Genomic DNA, 17404 nt, shown 5'->3' with positions numbered 1-17404 from the left:
ACGCGGCCACGACCACGGCCGTCACCGGGAGGCGCCCCACGAGGAGCGCGGGGTGTCCGTCGCGGGCGCCACCCCTCCGCCGAACAGCGCCGGATCGGGCTGGCGGCGGTCGGAGGCGAGGATCTCCTCGGTGGTCAAGCGGCTCGTTGAGGTCACGGCCCCCGTCTGCCGGCACTTCCGTCCCCAGGGAGGCCCCCGCACCACCGTTCGCCAGGGAGCGAAGCGAACGCCACCGTTCGCCAGGGAGCGAAGCGACCGTGAGCGAAGCGAGGCGGACGCAGGTCCAGGAGTTCGCCTCGCTCCGCTCACAGTCGGCCGCAAGCGGCCTCCTTGGCGAACACCACCGCAAGCTGCCTCCTTGGCGAACACCACCGCAAGCGGCCTCCTTGGCGAACACCACATCGCAGGGACTTTGCTGCGTAGGCTGAGCGGGCGACGACCGACACCCGGGGAAGACAGATCTGTGCAGACACACGAAGTCCCGACGTTGCCCGTGCTGATCCCGGTGACGGCAGCGGCCATCGCCGGCACCCTGTGGTGGCTGCAGCGTCGCGGTCGGCTGACCGGCCCGCGCGCGGTGGTCGCGATCGTCGCGTGCGTCTACGGTGCGGTAGTCCTCGCGCACGTGCTCCTGCCCCTGCCGATCGACATGGACAACGCGCGACCGTGGCGCGCGTCCGTGCACCTCACCCCATTCGTCGACGTCGCCGAGGACCCGATCGGCATGATCTTGAACGTCGCGCTGTTCGTGCCGCTCGGCGCGCTGCTCCCGCTCCTGACCCGGGTGACGTCGATGCGCCGGGCCGCGCTCCTCGGCCTGTGCGTGAGCCTCAGCATCGAGACGGTGCAGCTCGCCGGCTCGCTCACGGTGAGCCCGGGCCGGGTCGCCGATGTGGACGACCTGATCGGCAACACGGTCGGCACGATGATCGGCTACGCGGCCTACTCGCTGCTCGCGATGGCACCCGCGGTGCGCCGCTTGCTCGACCGGGCGGCCTCCTTGGCGGACACACCCTGACCGCGCTAATTGTCAGCGCCTAACCATTGCCAACATTCTATAGAATGTAGATAATGTGACGGTGACCTCATCACTGCAATGCACTTGGCATCCGCAGGACGTGCTGGAGCTGCGCCTCCACCGGCCCGAGCGACGCAACGCCCTGGACCAGACGCTCATCGACGCCCTGCGGGACGCGCTCGACACCGACGCGCGGCACGCACGCTGCACCGTCCTCACCGGAGCCGACACCTTCTTCTGCTCCGGCGGCGACGTCGCCTCGATGCCGGGCGCCGACGACGGGTTGTTCGGTCCGGCCGGCCGGCTCGAGCTCATCCACGGCGTCATCGAGCGGTTCGCGGCGCTGCCGTGCCCGACCGTCGTCGCGGTGGAGGGCTACGCGCTCGGCGCCGGGTGGGGGCTCGCCCTGGCCGGCGACATTCTGGTGGCCGGCGAGGACGCCGCCTTCCAGGCGCCGTTCTCCCAGCGTGGTCTGGCCGCTGACGCCGGCGTCGCCTGGCACCTGACCCGGCGGCTCGGACGCCACGGCGCGAACCGCCACCTCCTGCTGGGTGAGCCGCTCACCGCCCCGGAGGCGCTCTCGGCCGGGCTGGTGACGATCCTCGCTGCTCCGCGTACCGCGACGCGGGTCGCGCTGGACGTCGCCGCGAGACTCGCGGCCGGGCCGGTCGAGTCCGTCGCCGTGACGCGCTGGATGAGCCGCGTCGCCGAGGATCGCGACGTCACCGGATTCCTCCGCGAGGAGCGGATCGGCGTCGCCCTGGCCGGACACGGCCGCGACGCCGCCGAGGGGAAGGCCGCCTTCCGCGAGAAGCGCGAGCCGGAGTTCGCACGATGAGCGCCCAGCCGCTGGTCGGCCTCGAGGTCGTGGAGTGCTCGACGTTCGTCGCCGGACCGAGCTGCGGAATGACGCTCGCCCAGCTGGGTGCCGACGTCGTCCGGGTCGATCTGCCGGGCGGAGGCAGCGACTTCGGCCGCTGGCCCCTGAGCGCGACCGGCGAGAGCCTCTACTGGACCAATCTCAACAAGGGCAAGCGCTCCGTCGCGATCGACTACCGCACCCCCGCCGGACGTGAGCTGCTCACGGCCTTCACCACCCGCACCGGCGACCACCGCGGCGTCTACGTCGACAACGTGGTGGGCCGGCACCGGCTGCGCCACGACGACCTCGCGGCACTGCGCAGCGACATGATCACCGTCCACGTCGAGGGCTTCGCGGACGGCCGACCCGCCGTCGACTACACCGTCAACGCCTCGATCGGCATCGCCACCATGACGGGGCCGGACTTCCTCGACACCCCCGTCAACCACGTGCTCCCCGCCTGGGACCTGCTCACGGGCATGCACGCGGCGGTCGGCGTCCTCGCCTCCCTCGAGCGGCGCCGGACGACGGGAGAGGGCAGCGCGATCAACGTGGCCCTCTACGACGTCGCGGTCTCGGCGGTCGGAGCCCTCGGCTGGTTCGCCGAGGCGGAGGAGGCCGGCGCCGATCGGCCCCGCCACGGCAACCACGTCTTCGGCTCGTTCGGCACCGACTTCGCGACGTCCGACGGCTCGCGGATCATGGTCGTGGCGCTGACCGAGGGACAGTGGGACGCGCTGTGCGACGTCACCGGCACGCGGGACGTCTTCGCCGCCCTGGAGAAGGCACTCGACCTGGACCTACGCCAGGAGTCGGCGCGCTACGAGGTGCGCGAGACGATCGCGTCGATCCTGCGCCCCTGGTTCATCGCCCGCGACCTTACTGCGCTCCGACCGCTGCTCGACCAGGCCCGTGTCCTGTGGGCGCCCTACCTGTCGGTGGTCGAGGCCGCGGCCTCGGCCCGCGCCTCCAGCGACCCCGTCCTGCACGACGTCGACCAGCCCGGCGTGGGCCCCATGCCCACCACGGTCTCACCGCTGCGCTGGGCGCAGACCGAGCGCAAGCCTGCCCTCACGCCCCGACTCGGCGCCGACACCGGCCCCGTCCTCGCCGAGTCGCTGGGTCTGACCGATGCCGACCTCGGCCGCCTCGCGGCTGACGGCGTGATCGCCCTGACGTCATGACGACGGCCCGTTCGCTGCTCTTCGTGCCCGGCGACCGTCCGGACCGGTTCGCCCGCGCGGCCACGAGCGGCGCCGATCTCGTCGTCACCGATATCGAGGACGCCGTGGCGCCCGAGCGAAAGGACGCCGCCCGGGCCGCGATCGACGATGCCGTACGGGAGGGCTTGCGTCCCGCGGTGCGCATCAACGCCGTCGGCACGCCGTGGCACGCGGACGACCTCGACCTGGTGCGGCGCCACGGACTGCTCGTGATGCTGCCGAAGGCAGAGGAGGCAGCCCTCTCGGCGCTCGACGGGCTCCGGGTCGTCGCCCTCGTCGAGACGGCGCGCGGCCTGCTCGACGCCCCACGGATCGCCGCCCACCCCTGCGTGGACCGGCTGGCGCTGGGCCACCTCGACCTGGCCGCCGAGCTCGGCGTCTCCCCCGACAACCGGACGATCGTGGACGCCGCGCGCGTTCAGCTGCTGATCGCGTCAACGGCGGCCGGCCTGCCCGGTCCCGTCGACGGCGTCACCGCCCAGCTGCGCGACCCCGAGTGGCTGCGGGCAGATCTCGCGGCCGCGACGGCCGTCGGCTGCGCCGGCAAGCTCTGCATCCACCCCGACCAGATCGCCCCGGTCCACGCCGCCCTCGCACCCGACGACGACGAGATCGCGTGGGCCCGGCGAGTCCTGGCCTCCGCCGACGCCGGCGTGTCCGTCGTCGACGACCGCATGGTCGACGCCCCCGTCCTCGCCCGCGCACGCACCATCCTCGCCCGCACGGACGAGGCACGAACCGAAGGAGAGCACCCGTCATGAACGCACTGCTGGACTCGCAGGTCGCCATCGTCACCGGAGGTGCGCAGGGCATCGGCCTGGCCATCGCCCGCAGCTACGTGGACGCCGGAGCGAAGGTCGTCGTCGCCGATCTCGACGGAGAAGCCGCGGTCGCCGCGGCCACCGAGCTCGGCGAGGACGTCGCGATCGGGGTCGCCTGCGACGTCGTCGTGGCCGACCAGGTCCAGGGCGCCATCGACGCGGCACTCGCCCGATGGGGCCGCTTCGACATCATGGTCAACAACGCCGGCATCACGCGTGACGCCACGATGCGCACCATGACCGAGGAGCAGTTCGACCAGGTCATCGCCGTGCACCTCAAGGGCTGCTGGAACGGGACGCGGCTGGCGGCCGCGCACCTGCGTGAGCAGAAGTCCGGCGCGATCGTCAACATCTCGTCGCTCTCGGGCAAGGTCGGCATGGTGGGCCAGACCAACTACTCGGCGGCCAAGGCCGGCATCATCGGCATGACCAAGGCCGCCGCCAAGGAGATGGCTCACCACGGTGTCCGCGTGAACGCGATCCAGCCGGGCCTCATCGCCTCCGCGATGACCCGCGCGATGCCGCAGAAGGCGTGGGACCAGAAGATGGCCGAGATCCCCATGCAGCGCGCCGGTGAGCCCGAGGAGATCGCCTCGGTCGCCCTGTTCTACGCCTCGGCGATGTCGTCCTACATGACCGGGACCGTCGCCGAGGTGACCGGCGGACGGTTCATGTGAGGCCGCCCGGGCTGCTCGTCGACCCGGAGACCGTCCACGCACTCGCCGACCTCCTCGGCGCGGACGACCTGGACGTGGCAGCGGGCGCTCCCCTGCCGCCGCTGTGGCACTGGGCCGCACTCGCCCGCTGGCGTCCATGGGCCTCGCTCGGCCGCGACGGGCACGCCGAGGACGGCTCCCTGCCAACCCGGCCCGATCTGCCCCGCCGGATGTTCGCCGGTGGGTCCCTCGTCGTGCACCGTCCGCTGCGGATCGGCTCGACCGTGCACGTGTCCCGCAGCGTGCAGGACGTCAAGGACACCGAGGGCCGCTCGGGCCCGCTCCGGTTCGTCACCGTCCGCGACGTCGTGGAGGACCAGGACGGGATCGCCCTCGAGGAGCGGCAGGACATCGTCTACCGTCCGGCCCCCACGGGCCCGACCGCTGCGACGCCGCGGGAGCCTACCTCCGTCCTGCCGGCGGGGCCGTCGGGCCTCGACGCGTCCGCTCAGCCGTGGACGTTCACCGGCGACGCCCCGTTGCTGATGCGCTTCAGCGCACTCACCCGCAACACCCACCGCATCCACTACGACCACCCGTACGCGACCGGGGTCGAGGGCTACGAGGGCCTGGTCGTGCACGGCCCGCTGCTCGCCATCGTCCTGGCCGAGACGGTCCGCCGCAGCGGCGCCGCGATGCACCGCGTCGACCACCGCGGACGCTCGGCCCTGATCGCCGGGCACCGCGGCGAGCTGCGCACCGAGGCCGGCCCCGACTCGACCCGAGCCACCTTGTCCGAGCACGACCGTCTGTGCGCCGAGATCACCGTCCACCACCACATCCAGGAGTCACCGTGAGAGAAGCCGTCATCTGCGAGCCCATCCGCACCCCCGTCGGGGGTTACGGGGGGAGCCTCGCGCCGGCCACGGCCGCCGATCTCGCCGGGGCCGTGCTCGCGGCCCTCGTCGAGCGCACCGGGCTGCCGTCCGACGCGATCGACGACGTCATCCTCGGGCACTGCAACCCGAACTCCGAGGCCCCCGCGATCGGTCGCGTCGCCGCCCTCAACGCGGGCCTGGACCTGCGGACCGCAGGCCAGCAGATCGATCGTCGCTGCGGATCGGGCCTGCAGGCCGTGGTCAACGCGGCGATGGCCGTGCAGACCGGAGCGGCCGACCTCGTCGTCGCCGGCGGCGCGGAGAGCATGAGCAACGTCCCCTTCTACTCCACCGACATCCGTTGGGGTGCCGCTCGCACCGGCGTGACGATGCACGACGCCCTCGCCCGCGCACGCCAGACCGCGGGTGGCCACCGCTACCCCGTGGCCGGCGGCATGATCGAGACGGCCGAGAACCTGCGACGCGAGCACTCGATCTCCCGCGCCGACCAGGATGCTCTCGCCGCTCAGTCGCACCAGCGTGCGGTTGCCGCCCAGGAGGCCGGCATCTTCGCCGAGGAGATCATTCCCGTCACCGTCGGCACTGGCCGCCGCCAACGTACGGTCGAGGTCGACGAGCACCCGCGGGCTGACACGACCGTCGAGACACTGGCCGCGCTGCGCCCGATCATGGGCAAGGTCGACCCCGACGCGACCGTGACGGCCGGCAACGCGAGCGGTCAGAACGACGCGGCAGCCGCGTGCATCGTCACGACCCCCGAGCGCGCCGCCGCCCTCGGCCTCCGTCCACTCGTCGCCCTCCGCAGCTGGGCCGTCGCCGGCGTCCCGGTCGAGACGATGGGCATCGGTCCCGTCCCTGCCACGGCCGCCGCCCTCGGCCGCGCCGGCATCACGATGGACGATCTCGACATCATCGAGCTCAACGAGGCGTTCGCCGCACAGGTGCTGGCCGTTCTGCGCACATGGGGCCTCGACGCGGACGACCCGCGGCTCAACCCGCACGGCTCAGGCATCTCGCTCGGCCACCCCGTGGGAGCCACTGGCGCTCGACTGGCCGGTTCGCTGGCCCGTGAGCTGCACCGGCGCGACGGTCGCTACGGGCTCGCGACGCTGTGCATCGGCGGCGGCCAGGGCATCTCTGCGGTCTTCGAGCGGGTCGGCGCGTGAGCGCCGCTCCCGTCGTCATCGACTCGGCCGAGGTGCTGCACGGGCTCGTCGGGGTCGAGCTGGGGCCCAGTCGGCCCCTGGTCGTCACTCAGGAGCGTATCGACGCCTTCGCCGACGCCACCGGAGACCACCAGTGGATCCACGTGGACCCGGAGCGGGCCGCCGACGGACCCTACGGCGGCACCATCGCGCACGGCTACCTCACGTTGTCCCTCGTCTCCGGGCTGAGCGACGACCTGTTCGTCGTCGAGCTCGGCAGCGCCCGCATCAACTACGGCGTCGACCGGGCCCGTTTCCCGTCCCCCGTCCCGGTCGGTTCCACCCTGCGAGCCTCGTGCACGGTCGTGGACGTGGTGGACCGGGACAGCTCGTGGCTCGTGACGTACCGCTTCACGATGCAGGTGGAGGGCCAGGACCGCCCGGCGTGCGTCGTGGACAAGCTGAGCCTCATCCTCGCCTGAGCGCCGTCCGGCGTGCGTGCCGGACCAACCAAGAGGGGCGGGTGGCCATCGGCCACCCGCCCCTCTTGGTTGTGTTCTACGTGTCAGCCGCCGTAGCCGTAGGCCTTGTTCCAACGGGCCACGATGTCGGCGCCCAGCTCACGCGCGTCTTCCGGCGTGTACAGCTCGAAGTCCGGCGAGTCGGCCGTCGGCAACGTGTAGTCGCCCGTCTTGGTGGCCGGGATGTCGGTGCGAGCCGCGACGAAGCCCTGGGCGGCCGCGAACTGCTGCCCGGAGGACGACATGCTCCAGTCCTGGAAGAGCTTCGCCGCCGCGCTGTCGAGGCCGGCCTTCGTCACACCCTGCATGTTGTACGTGCCCGAGACGCCTCCGGGCGGCACGACGAGGGTGATGGGCGCACCCGCGATCTCGGCGCCGTACGTGCTGTTGAAACCGGACGTCGCGACGTGGATCTCACCGCGGGCCAGCGCCTCGAGCTGCGTGCTCGTGGTGTCGAAGATGCGCGGCTTCAGGGCGGCGAGCTTGCCCCAGTAGTCCTTGCCGAGCCTCTCCTCCTGGAACTGGGCCAGACCCTGCACCGTGCCACCGGCACCCGCGTGGACGATGCCGACCTTGCCCTTCCACTTCGGGTCCGTGAGATCCGCCCAGTCCTTCGGGGCGTCGGCCTCCTTGACCACCTGGTTGTTGTAGGAGAAGGCGTACGCGGAGTAGTAGGGCGCGTAGTAGAGACCGTCCTCGTAGACGACGCCGTCGACCTTGGAGACCGTGTCGTAGGACGCGACCTTGTACGGCGCGTAGACGCCCTTCGAGGCGAACTCCTCGGCGATCACCGGATCGGTGATCGTGACGACGCCGGCATCCAGACGTCCGGCGCCGCTCTCGCTCAGCACCCGCTCTGCGAGCTTGCCCGACGGCATCCGGGTCATCTTGACCTTGACGCCGGTCTCGGCCTCGAAGCGAGCCGCCGTGACCTCGGCGCTCTCAGCCCCTGACGCGGTGTACCAGGCGACAGAACCTTCCTTGCGCGCTGCCTTGAGCAGATCGGCGTCCGCGACCTTCTCGCCGCCGATCACTAGGCCGTCGGAGTCGTCGATCTCCGGCATCGCCAGGATCTCCTCGGCGGCGCTGGCGCTGCCGCCTGCCCCGCCTGACGAGGAGCTGCCACCGCACGCGGCGAGGCTCAGCGACATCACCGCGGCAGCGGCGACGGCGACGGACTTGGGGATGGTTCTCATGGGCGTGCTCCTTGACGTGCGGGGGTTTGGTGCGGGCTGCCCCGGCGGGGGCCCGGTCGCTGACGGCTCACTTCTGGGCGAGACGTCGCGGGATGTAGGAGAGGATGAACATGAACAGGCAGTACAGGAGGCTCATCGCCGCAGCGCCGCGCAACGCCCCTCCGTTCTCGAAGGCGTCGTAGATCGTGATCGAGAGGATCTTGGTGTCGGTCGTGTAGAGGAACAGCGGCACCGTCAGCTCACGCATGCTGAGCATCAGGAGCAGCAGGAACGTCGACAACAGACCGACCTTCATGAGCGGCACCGTGACGGCGAGGATCGCCCGCGAGCGGCTGGCACCGAGCATGACGGCGCTGTCCTCCAGGTCGCGATCGGTCTGCATGATGGACGAGGCGATGCCCCGGAAGCCCTGCGGCGACTGGACGGCCACGAAGGCGATCGCCATCACCGCGAGCGTCCCGTACAACGGGATCGGCATCACCAGCCAGGTCCACAGCAGGCCCATGCCCAGCACGACCGCCGGGATCGCGAGCGGCACCATGGAGATGCCCTCGATCAGCTTGCGGCCACCGACCTTGGTCCGGTACACCGTGTAGCCGCACAGGAACGCCAAGATGGTGCCGGCGGTTGCCGCGAAGAGGCTGACCACGACGCTGTTGGACGTGGCCGACAAGAAGTCGGCCGATCGGGCGACCTCACCGATGATGCCGAGGTCGAAACCGCCCGGTTCGAACAGGTCACCCAGCGTCGACATGTACGGACTGGTCTGGCCGGCTGTCACCAGCAGCGCCAGCAACGGCAGCACGATGGACAGCGTGAAGAAGACGAGCACGGCGATGAACGCCGGCGTGCGCCAGCGGCCGAGAGCGATCTTCTTGTTGCGGACGCCCTTGCCGCTCACCGTCGTGTAGGAACGCTTGGCGATGACCCGGTTCTGCAGCATCGTCGCGATGATGACCACCGCGACCAGCACGACCGCGATGGCCGCGCTCTCGTTGCCACGCGACGGCGTCGCGTTGAGCAGCCGGAAGATGAACGTCGGCAGGGTGTCGACGCCACCGGGGGTGCCCAGCACCTGCGCGACGGGGAAGTTCTCGAAGATGAGAGTGAAGGTCAGGATCGCCGACCCCAGCACGGCAGGAAGGGCCAGCGGGAACGAGATCCGACGCAGCATGGTCCGCGTGGTGGCGCCGTGGATGTGCGCCGCCTCCTCGAGGTCCGGGCTCATGAGCGAGAGCGCGGCGTGCACCATCAAGAAGGTGTACGGCGCGTAGTAGATCGCGAACACCATGATCAGGCCCGGCATCGAGTACAGGTCGATGAACGCGGGGAGCCCCAGGTCCCGCAGGCCGATGTTGAGCAGACCCGCGTTGGGGCTGCCGAGGATCGACCACGCGAGCGCGCCGACGTACGACGGCAGGAACATCGGCATCAGCCCGACGAGGTACACGAACTTGGGCACCCGGATGTCGGTGCGGGCTGCCAGGAACGCCAACCCGCCACCGATCAGGGCAGCCAGCAGCGTGGCCGAGATCGCCATGATCATCGAGTTGAGGAACGCCTTGCGCACCTCGGGGACCCCGAGAACGCTGAAGTTGTCGAACGTCGGCGAGAAGCTGATGTTGCCGGGGCGGGGCACCGAGCCCGTCATCGCCGCGAGCAGGACGAACCCGGCCGGGATCAGGATCAGGAACGCGAGGAATGCGATCAGCAGGCCGGAGCCCAGCCAGGTGCGCCAGAAGCTGATCCGAGCCGGCCCCGGGGGCGCGGCGGGCGGTGCCGGATCGGGCGCCGGCGCCGTCACGAGGGTGCTGGCCATCTCATTCACCGCCCTGGGCGGCGCCGCTCGCCGCGAGGGGCGCGGAATCGGTCCACTTGGTCGGGAACCCGGACGCGAGCTCCGGGACCTCGTTCGGCAGCACCTTCACGTCGCGCGCATCGACGTGCACGAAGACGCGGTCGCCGGGGTGGAAGACGTTGATGGCCGAGCCGGGCACCGTGGTCTCGAGGACCGGCCCCGCGTCCAGGCGCACCGCGCACCGCGTGGTCGCGCCCTGGAACACGGTGACCTCGACGCGACCTTCCCAGGTGTTGACCCCACCGCTGACGCCGTGGTCGTCACGCTCGGTCGACACCCGCACATGCTCGGGGCGGATGCTGACGCTCGACAGGACGTCGTGGTCGACGGCCGTCTCGGTGACGAACTGCATGTCGTGGTCGACGGAGTCAACGTGGTGACCCTTGGGACGGCCCACCGGGAAGATGTTGAGCACGCCGAGGAACGCCGCGATCGTGGCGGACGCCGGGCGTTCGTAGATCTCAGTCGGAGATGCGAGCTGGGTGATGCGCCCGTGCTGCATGACCGCGATGCGATCGGCCAGGGCCAGGGCCTCGCCCTGGTCGTGCGTGACGTAGACCGACGTGAGACCCAGCTCGATCTGGAGGCGACGGAGCTCGACCCGCAGGTCGTCGCGCAGGCGAGCGTCCAGGTTCGACAGCGGCTCGTCCAGGAGCATGACGGCCGGCTCCATCGCGAGGCTGCGGGCCAGGGCGACGCGCTGCATCTGGCCGCCCGACAGGGCGCTGGCGCCGTTCTCCGCCACGGCCTCGAGCCCCACGATGCGCAGAGTCTCCAGTGCCTTGCGGCGGATCTCGTCCTTGCCGAGCTTCTGCTGCTTCAGGGGGAATGCGACGTTCTCGAGCACCGTGAGGTGCGGCCACACCGCGTAGGACTGGAACACCAGGCCGACGTTGCGCTTGTTGGCCGGCACGCGGGTGCGGGACTCAGCGTCGAAGACGGTCCGCCCCCCGATGCTGATGCTGCCGCCGGACGGGTCCTCGAGGCCGGCGATGCAGCGCATCGTGCTGGTCTTGCCACATCCGGACTGCCCGAGCATGACGATCGACTCACCGTCGGCGATGTCGAGAGAGAGATTCTTGACCGCCCTGAAGTCGCCGTACGACAGCGAAAGATTCGAAATGGTGACGTCCATGATCAGCTCTCATCCGTGGTGGTGGTGGAGTCTTCGCCCTGGTCGGCGAGAACGGTGACCAGCGCGTCGAGGGCGATGATGCCCTCGGTGTCGCGGAGGACCGCGACGGGATTGATCTCGGCCTCGACGACGTCGGGGCGTTCGATCGCCAGGCGGGAGACGGCGACGACGAGATCAGCGAGCGCGTCCAGATCGCCCGTGGGCGCCGAACGGTATCCGCGCGAAAGCGCCGTGGCCTTCACCCGCTCGATCATCCCGGCAGCGGTGTCCCGGTCGACAGGCGCCATCTGGACGGCGCTGTCGCCGTACAGCTCGACGGTGACGCCGCCGGCGGCCAGCACGACGAGCGGTCCGACCGTGTCGCTGACGCGATATCCGACGAGCATCTCCTGCACGGGGTCGACGACCATCTCCTGCACCAGGACGGTGTCGGCAAGGACGTCAGGACGGTGCCGGGCGACCGAGTCCAGGATGCGTCGGCGGGCCTGCTCGAGGCCGTCGGCGTCACGGATCCCGACCTCGACACCGCCGACGTCGGACTTGTGCGCGATGGCGTCCGAGAGGACCTTGACGACCACCGGGTACGCCAGGTCGGCGGGAACGGGCTCCCCCGGGCCGAGCACGAGGCTCTGGGGGAATCGGGCGCCCACCTGCTTCAGCACCTCGGCGGACTGCTGCTCGTCGAGGACCCGGGTGCCACCGGCGGCAGGCGTCTTCACGCCCGCGAGCGCCTCGCCCCGAGGCGCCCGCGAGCGTAGCGTCGCAGCAACCGCCTCGGCGCAGGACTCGACGGTGCGGAACGCGGGGACGCCGGCACGGTGCAGCCGCTGCAGCGTCTCGAGCGCATCGGGCAGGGCCCACGCGACGACCGGCAGCCGACGGTCCGCGAACTCCTCGATCGCGCTCGCCGCGAGCTCGGGGTTGAGCCGCGCCGAGGAGCCGATGACGAAGACCAGGAGGTCGAACTCCTCGCTGTCCTCCAGGATCCCGAGGACGTTCAGCACCTTGTCGTGCCGTGTGCCCGCGAGGGTCAGGTCGATGATGAGACTCTCCGAGACGGCGATGCCCGCCTCGTTGATGCGCGCGAAGGTCTCTGCCGACGGACGGGTGAGGGCGATGCCACGCATCTCCAGCTCGTCGACCGCCAAGGCGGCGCCACCTCCGGTCGAGGTGATGACACCGACCCGCGGGGCGTCGGCGTCCCGGATCGTGCCCATGAGGCGACGCTGCACGGCTCCGGCCTCGATGAGCGACTCGAAGTTCTCGACGCGCACGAATCCGCAAGCCTCGAAGAAGGCCGACGCCTCGCTGTCCTCACCGGCCAGAGCGCCGGTGTGTGACACGGAGAGCTCGGCGGCGGCGTCCGAGCGGCCCAGCTTGTAGACCGTCACGGGCTTGCCGCGCTCGTGGGCGAGCTCGGCGAACGCTGCCAGCGACGCGGCGTTGTCGAGCGACTCGAGGAACAGGCAGTACGCATCCACCTCGGGATCGTCGACGGTCGCGGCGCAGATCTCGCCCAGCGTGAGGTCGATCTCCGAGCCGGTGGACACGAGCCCGGCGAACCCGATGCCCACGGCCTTGGCACGGGTCATGAGGGCACCGATGACGCTGCCGGACTGCGACGCCACGAACGTGCGGCCGACGGGGATGGCCTCCTCGGCGAACGCGGCGTTCGCGGTCAGCATCAGGCCCGCACCGGGGTTGACGACGCCGATGCTGTTGGGACCGATGAGCCGGACCCCGTGTTCACGGGCGACCTTGAGCAGCTCGGCCTGGCGGACCGCGCCCTCCTCGCCGGCCTCGGCGAAACCACCCGAGAGGATCGTGACGACCGGAACTCCCCGCGCGCCGCACTCCGCAACGGCGTCCACGACGAAGCGGGTGTCGGCGACGACGAACACGTGGTCCGGCGTCTCGGGCAGGCTCGCGATGCTCGGCCACGCCCTCTCGCCGAGCACGGTCTCGCGTCGGGGGTTGACGGGGTAGACCCGGCCGTTGAAGCCGGCCTTGCGAAGGAAGGCGAGCGGTCGGGCCGTCGTCTTGGTGATGTCGTCGGAGGCCCCGATGATCGCGACGGACCGCGGGTGCAGCATGGCGCTGCCGACTGTGGGCCTGGCCGTCTGGGACAGAACGGTGGTCATGGAGTCGTCACTCGCTTCCGGGGGTTTCAGAGGTCGACAGGGCGACGTCGAGCGTCGTCCGGTGGGTCGGGGCGGTCCAGGTCTGCTCGGCCAGGGCCGCCGCGCGGTCGGAGCCGATGATCGGGCCGGCGAGACGGACGAGCTTGCCGGTCATGTCCTCGTCGCTGACGGGGTTGGACGGCTCGCCGTACGGGGTGTCGACCCGGTGGGTGAGGACCGATCCGTCGCGCAGGGTGATCTCGACGATCGCGGGGCGCAGTCGGGGGTAGACCGCGTCGATGTCGGCGTCCGCGACGACCGAGACCCGGTCCACGAGGGCGCGGATCGTGGCGTCGTGCCGGACGTCGTCGCCGAACTCGGTGAGCCCGACCTCGTCGAAGGCCAGCGCGACGGTGACCGCGAACGGGATGCTCATCTGCGCATCGAGGAACTCGTCGACGGTGCGGGCGGCGTGGTGCGAGGCGACCGTGTACGTGCGGACGGTCACGGACTCGACATCGCCGGCCTTGACCTGGTGCTCGGCCTTGAGCGCCCGGACGGCGTCGATCGGTCCGTGCAGGTGGCGGCAGCAGGGGTACGGCTTGACGTAGGTGTCGAGGAACGCCCACTTCTCGCCGAGGTCGCCGACCAGCGTCTCGTTGTCGAAGTCGCCGCGCGCGAACGCGTCGATGTAACCGTGCGGGGCCTCAAGGACACCGCGCGGACCGGTCACACCGGCGGCGGCGAGCTCGGCGCTCGCGATGCCGTCCCGTGCGGCCTTGCCCGGGTGCAGGCGCTTGACCTCGGCCGCCTGGCCGAGGAAGGCGAACAGTCCGCCGGCGTGCGAGGCCGCGATGCCGAGCGCGTGCTCGATCTGCTCGGCGTCGAGACGGTGCAGCACCGCGACGGCGACGGCCGAGCCGAGGACACCGGTGACCGGGGTGTTGTGGAAGTGGTTGCGCCACGTGGCCGGGTGTCCGGCTGCGGCGAGGCGGCACACGACCTCCAGGCCCACCGCGAGGGCGCGCTCGGTGATCTCGTCGTCGCTGCCGGCGGCCTGAGCGGCGGCCAGGACGGCCGGGAAGATGACCGTGCTGGGGTGGACGCTGCCGGGGGTGTATCCGTCATCGACCTCGAGGCAGTGGGCGCTCGTGCCGTTGACCAACGCGGCGCCGAGCGCCGACAGGCGTCCGGTGCCGACGGCCTCGGCCTGGTCGCCGGGGTACTGGATCGCGGCGTGGGCCGCGACCTGGCGCGACGTCGGTGCCGAGGACCCGGGAATGACGGCCGCGAGGTAGTCGACCCAGAGCCGGCGCACGTGGTGGCGCGCGGCGGCGTCGAGGGGGCGGTCAGCCTGCGCCGCGGCCCAGTCGGCGAGCTGCGCTGTCAGGTTCATCTGGACGTCACTCACTTGGCCACAGCTCCTGCACGCTGGTCGAAACGACGGCCGAAGACCGACTGCGCGATCGTGTTGCGCAGGATCTCCATCGAGCCGCCGGCGATCATCCATCCGCGGGTGCGGCGGACGATGTACTCCATCGGGAACTCCTGGGAGTAGCCGCTGGCGCCGAAGATCTGCAGCGCCTCGTTGGCCACCTTGAACGCGGTCTCGTTGGCGTGCAGCTTGGCGATGGACGCGTACGTGGGATCCGGCGATCCGGACTCGGCGTCGGACACCGCGCGGAACAGCAGCAGCTTGGCGGCGTCGAGCTGGACCCGCATGTCGGCGAACTTCCACTGCAGGCCCTGGAACTCGCACAGGTTCTTGCCGAACTGCGTGCGCGTCTTGGCGTGCTCGACGGCGCGGTCGTACGCGGTCTCGGCAAGGGCGATCGCCCGTGAGGCGTTGCCCATCCGCTCGACACCGAAGGTCGACATCATCGACCGGATGGCACCGGAGTCGGCGAGCACGTACTCCTTGGGCACGCGGCACTCGTCGAAGTACAGCTGGCAGTGCGACTCCCCCGACATGTGCAGCTCGCGCTTGCCGCGGGAGAACCCGGGGGCGTCGAACGGGACGAGGACGGCTCCGATGTCCTTGGTGGTGGGGCCGAAGCGGCACCACACGACGGAGTAGGAGGCGTCGGGCCCGTGGGAGTTGTAGATCTTCTGACCGTTGAGGACGACCTCGTCGCCGTCGTAGCGGGCGGTGGTGCGCAGCTCGGTCAGCGCGCTGCCGGCCTCGGGCTCGCTCATGCCGGCGGTGACGATGGCCTCACCCGCGAGCAGCTTGGGCAGCACCTCCTCCTTGACCCGGTCGGAGCCGAACTTGGCGACCTGGCGGATCGCGCCGAAGTTGCTGGCCTGCAGCGCGTCTGCACTGTGGGGGCACACCTTGGTGATCGCCATCATGACGAGCACCGCGTCCAGCAGCGACGCGCCCTGGCCACCCATCTCAGGGGACAGGGTCAGGCCGGTCAGGTCGTTGTCGGCCAGCACCTTCAGGCTGTCCCACGCGAACTCGGTGCGCTTGAACGCCTGCGGGGCGAACTCCTTCTCGGCGAGCTTCGTGACGGAGTCGACGAGGGCGGTCTGATCGGGGGTCAGGGTGAAATCCATCATGATCCTTCGGTACGTCGTGTCACGCCACGGTCTGGCGTGCGGGGGCAAATTCGGTGAGGGTGCGGCGCAGGTCCGCAGGGCTGAGGTCGGCGACGCCGTCGACGAGCTCCCAGATGCGGCGGGACTCGGCATCCGGGTCGAGGCCCGCCACCGTGAGGCAGGAGCGGATCTTGGCGTCGACCGCGGAACGGTCGAGGGGCGCTTCGGGGCCGCCCGGCATCGGGGACTCGGCGACGTGGACGACGCCCGCGCGGTGCAGCTCGACCGTGGCGCCGCTCATCACGGTGCTGGCCGGCAGGTCCTGGCGAACCTCGACGGCACGAGCGGCCGAGGCGATGACCGGGTCGACGACGTCCGGGCCGGCGAGGGTCGCGACGTCGTAGCGGCCGGAGGTCCAGATGGAGGCCACCTGCCACGGCACCGAGAACTGTGCGTCGATGATCGGCTCTCCGCGATCGGCGTACGGGCGGGCCACCATCGCGTAGGACGCACCTTCGGGCAGACGGACGACGAGCTTGTCGTCCGTCTGGGCGCCGTGCGCCCGGTACAGCTGCTCAGCGGCGGCGATCGCGGCGTGGCCGTAGCGGCACGCGGGATAGGGCTTGATCGCGAGCTCGGCGCCGGCGAAGGGGCCGTCGAGCACGTCCGCGACGGTGACGTCTGCACCCGGGAGCAGTCCGTGGTCGCCGGTGAGCCAACCCCGGGGTCCTTCGACGCCGTTCAGGGCGAGCGCCGCGGCATAGAGTCCGGCCTGTACGGCAAGACCGGGCTGGACCCGCTTGGCCAGCGAGCTGTCGACGACGGCCTGACGTGAGCCGGGCGCGAGTGAGACACCGACGGCCAGGGACATCGCGTTCTCGATGCCGGCCCGATCCAGCCCCCAGGTCGCTGCGGCGGCCGCCGCAGCGGCGGGGGCACCGAGCCCGGCCGTGCGGATGACACCGGCTCGCGGGCCGACGAGGCCGCCGAGGCGCGAGAGCGCCTGCACGCCGACAACGATCCCGTCCGCGAAGCTGCGCCCCGAGGCGTTGCGGCGCTGGGCGGCAGCCAGAGCCGCGGGCACGGCGATCGCTGCGGTGTGGACGACGGCGGTGTCGTGGGTGTCGTCGAAGTCCCACGCATGGATCAGGGCAGATGCCGCAGCGGCAGCGCCCTGGGGCGACCACGTGCGGGGGGTGTAGGGAACGACGATGTCGCCGTCCCCCAGCTCAGCGGACGCTGCGAGCATCGCGCGCAGTCCGGGCGCCTCGGCACCCGCGGCCATCAGGCCCCAGGCGTCGGCGACCAGGACGCCCCAGCGCTCACGCTCAGTCGCGTCGAGAGAGTCAAGCTGACTCAATTGGTGCTCCGATCGTCAATGTCCAGAGGGAGTGACCGTTGTCACGGCC

The 17404-nt window shown here is 70.9% G+C and carries 16 protein-coding genes; 8 read left to right on the top strand and 8 right to left on the bottom strand.

From position 1 onward, the window contains the following. Window positions 1–21 precede the first annotated feature (21 nt). On the bottom strand, window positions 22–156 hold the full coding sequence (locus GEV26_RS18115) for a hypothetical protein (RefSeq protein WP_279586751.1): 135 nt from the start codon (window positions 154–156) through the stop codon (window positions 22–24). A 307-nt stretch (window positions 157–463) separates the two neighbouring features. On the opposite strand from GEV26_RS18115, the gene GEV26_RS17835 reads away from it, so the two are divergent. The 8 genes from GEV26_RS17835 to GEV26_RS00890 all read left to right on the top strand — a co-directional run bounded on the left by GEV26_RS17835 (window position 464) and on the right by GEV26_RS00890 (window position 7106). Then, window positions 464–1018: a VanZ family protein gene (locus GEV26_RS17835; protein ID WP_194839924.1), complete on the top strand. Its 555-nt coding sequence runs from the start codon at window positions 464–466 to the stop codon at window positions 1016–1018. 100 nt (window positions 1019–1118) lie between these two features. Further along, the gene (locus GEV26_RS00920) at window positions 1119–1856 is read left to right on the top strand and encodes an enoyl-CoA hydratase/isomerase family protein (protein ID WP_194839923.1); all 738 of its coding nucleotides are present in this window, start codon (window positions 1119–1121) and stop codon (window positions 1854–1856) included. Further along, complete coding sequence (locus tag GEV26_RS00915; protein ID WP_153651327.1) at window positions 1853–3064, top strand: CoA transferase; 1212 nt, start codon at window positions 1853–1855, stop codon at window positions 3062–3064. The genes GEV26_RS00920 and GEV26_RS00915 overlap by 4 nt, the downstream gene beginning before the upstream one ends. Then, window positions 3061–3864, top strand: a complete 804-nt coding sequence (locus GEV26_RS00910; RefSeq protein WP_153651326.1) for an HpcH/HpaI aldolase/citrate lyase family protein — start codon at window positions 3061–3063, stop codon at window positions 3862–3864. Before GEV26_RS00915 ends, GEV26_RS00910 begins: the two co-directional genes overlap by 4 nt. After that, entirely contained in the window at window positions 3861–4601 is a 741-nt protein-coding gene (gene fabG, locus GEV26_RS00905) for a 3-oxoacyl-ACP reductase FabG (protein ID WP_153651325.1), read from the top strand. Before GEV26_RS00910 ends, fabG begins: the two co-directional genes overlap by 4 nt. Next, a complete protein-coding gene (locus tag GEV26_RS00900) occupies window positions 4598–5437 on the top strand; it encodes an FAS1-like dehydratase domain-containing protein (protein WP_153651324.1) in 840 nt (279 codons plus the stop codon). The genes fabG and GEV26_RS00900 overlap by 4 nt, the downstream gene beginning before the upstream one ends. Then, the gene (locus GEV26_RS00895) at window positions 5434–6645 is read left to right on the top strand and encodes an acetyl-CoA C-acetyltransferase (RefSeq protein ID WP_153651323.1); all 1212 of its coding nucleotides are present in this window, start codon (window positions 5434–5436) and stop codon (window positions 6643–6645) included. Before GEV26_RS00900 ends, GEV26_RS00895 begins: the two co-directional genes overlap by 4 nt. Then, complete coding sequence (locus GEV26_RS00890) at window positions 6642–7106, top strand: MaoC family dehydratase (protein WP_153651322.1); 465 nt, start codon at window positions 6642–6644, stop codon at window positions 7104–7106. The genes GEV26_RS00895 and GEV26_RS00890 overlap by 4 nt, the downstream gene beginning before the upstream one ends. A gap of 83 nt (window positions 7107–7189) precedes the next feature. Here GEV26_RS00890 and GEV26_RS00885 read toward each other — a convergent pair whose 3' ends face one another. The 7 genes from GEV26_RS00885 to GEV26_RS00855 all read right to left on the bottom strand — a co-directional run bounded on the left by GEV26_RS00885 (window position 7190) and on the right by GEV26_RS00855 (window position 17355). Beyond that, a complete protein-coding gene (locus tag GEV26_RS00885) occupies window positions 7190–8341 on the bottom strand; it encodes an ABC transporter substrate-binding protein (protein ID WP_153651321.1) in 1152 nt (383 codons plus the stop codon). A 67-nt stretch (window positions 8342–8408) separates the two neighbouring features. Continuing rightward, window positions 8409–10160, bottom strand: a complete 1752-nt coding sequence (locus GEV26_RS00880) for an ABC transporter permease (protein ID WP_153651320.1) — start codon at window positions 10158–10160, stop codon at window positions 8409–8411. 1 nt (window position 10161) lies between these two features. Beyond that, complete coding sequence (locus GEV26_RS00875) at window positions 10162–11334, bottom strand: ABC transporter ATP-binding protein (protein ID WP_153651319.1); 1173 nt, start codon at window positions 11332–11334, stop codon at window positions 10162–10164. Window positions 11335–11336: 2 nt separating this feature from the next. Beyond that, the gene (locus GEV26_RS00870) at window positions 11337–13475 is read right to left on the bottom strand and encodes an acetate--CoA ligase family protein (RefSeq protein WP_153651318.1); all 2139 of its coding nucleotides are present in this window, start codon (window positions 13473–13475) and stop codon (window positions 11337–11339) included. Window positions 13476–13482: 7 nt separating this feature from the next. After that, window positions 13483–14850, bottom strand: a complete 1368-nt coding sequence (locus tag GEV26_RS00865) for an MmgE/PrpD family protein (protein ID WP_194839922.1) — start codon at window positions 14848–14850, stop codon at window positions 13483–13485. 11 nt (window positions 14851–14861) lie between these two features. Next, window positions 14862–16013, bottom strand: coding sequence for an acyl-CoA dehydrogenase family protein (locus GEV26_RS00860; RefSeq protein WP_153651316.1), 1152 nt, complete (start codon window positions 16011–16013; stop codon window positions 14862–14864). A 22-nt stretch (window positions 16014–16035) separates the two neighbouring features. Continuing rightward, window positions 16036–17355: an MmgE/PrpD family protein gene (locus GEV26_RS00855; protein ID WP_153651315.1), complete on the bottom strand. Its 1320-nt coding sequence runs from the start codon at window positions 17353–17355 to the stop codon at window positions 16036–16038. Window positions 17356–17404: the final 49 nt, after the last annotated feature.

It is taken from the genome of Aeromicrobium yanjiei (genome assembly GCF_009649075.1).
In the GTDB taxonomy this organism is placed as follows: domain Bacteria; phylum Actinomycetota; class Actinomycetes; order Propionibacteriales; family Nocardioidaceae; genus Aeromicrobium; species Aeromicrobium yanjiei.
The sequence above is the reverse complement of the archived record's forward strand: the minus strand, read 5'-3'. Positions and strand labels throughout refer to the sequence as shown.

Excerpts from the sequence above, each read along its gene's own strand:
- GEV26_RS00915 (WP_153651327.1), top strand. The coding sequence starts at position 1,853 with ATGAGCGCCCAGCCGCTGGTCGGCCTCGAGGTCGTGGAGTGCTCGACG.
- GEV26_RS00910 (WP_153651326.1), top strand. The coding sequence starts at position 3,061 with ATGACGACGGCCCGTTCGCTGCTCTTCGTGCCCGGCGACCGTCCGGAC.
- fabG (WP_153651325.1), top strand. The coding sequence starts at position 3,861 with ATGAACGCACTGCTGGACTCGCAGGTCGCCATCGTCACCGGAGGTGCG.
- GEV26_RS00885 (WP_153651321.1), bottom strand. The coding sequence starts at position 8,341 with ATGAGAACCATCCCCAAGTCCGTCGCCGTCGCCGCTGCCGCGGTGATG.
- GEV26_RS00880 (WP_153651320.1), bottom strand. The coding sequence starts at position 10,160 with ATGGCCAGCACCCTCGTGACGGCGCCGGCGCCCGATCCGGCACCGCCC.
- GEV26_RS00875 (WP_153651319.1), bottom strand. The coding sequence starts at position 11,334 with ATGGACGTCACCATTTCGAATCTTTCGCTGTCGTACGGCGACTTCAGG.
- GEV26_RS00870 (WP_153651318.1), bottom strand. The coding sequence starts at position 13,475 with ATGACCACCGTTCTGTCCCAGACGGCCAGGCCCACAGTCGGCAGCGCC.
- GEV26_RS00865 (WP_194839922.1), bottom strand. The coding sequence starts at position 14,850 with ATGAACCTGACAGCGCAGCTCGCCGACTGGGCCGCGGCGCAGGCTGAC.
- GEV26_RS00860 (WP_153651316.1), bottom strand. The coding sequence starts at position 16,013 with ATGGATTTCACCCTGACCCCCGATCAGACCGCCCTCGTCGACTCCGTC.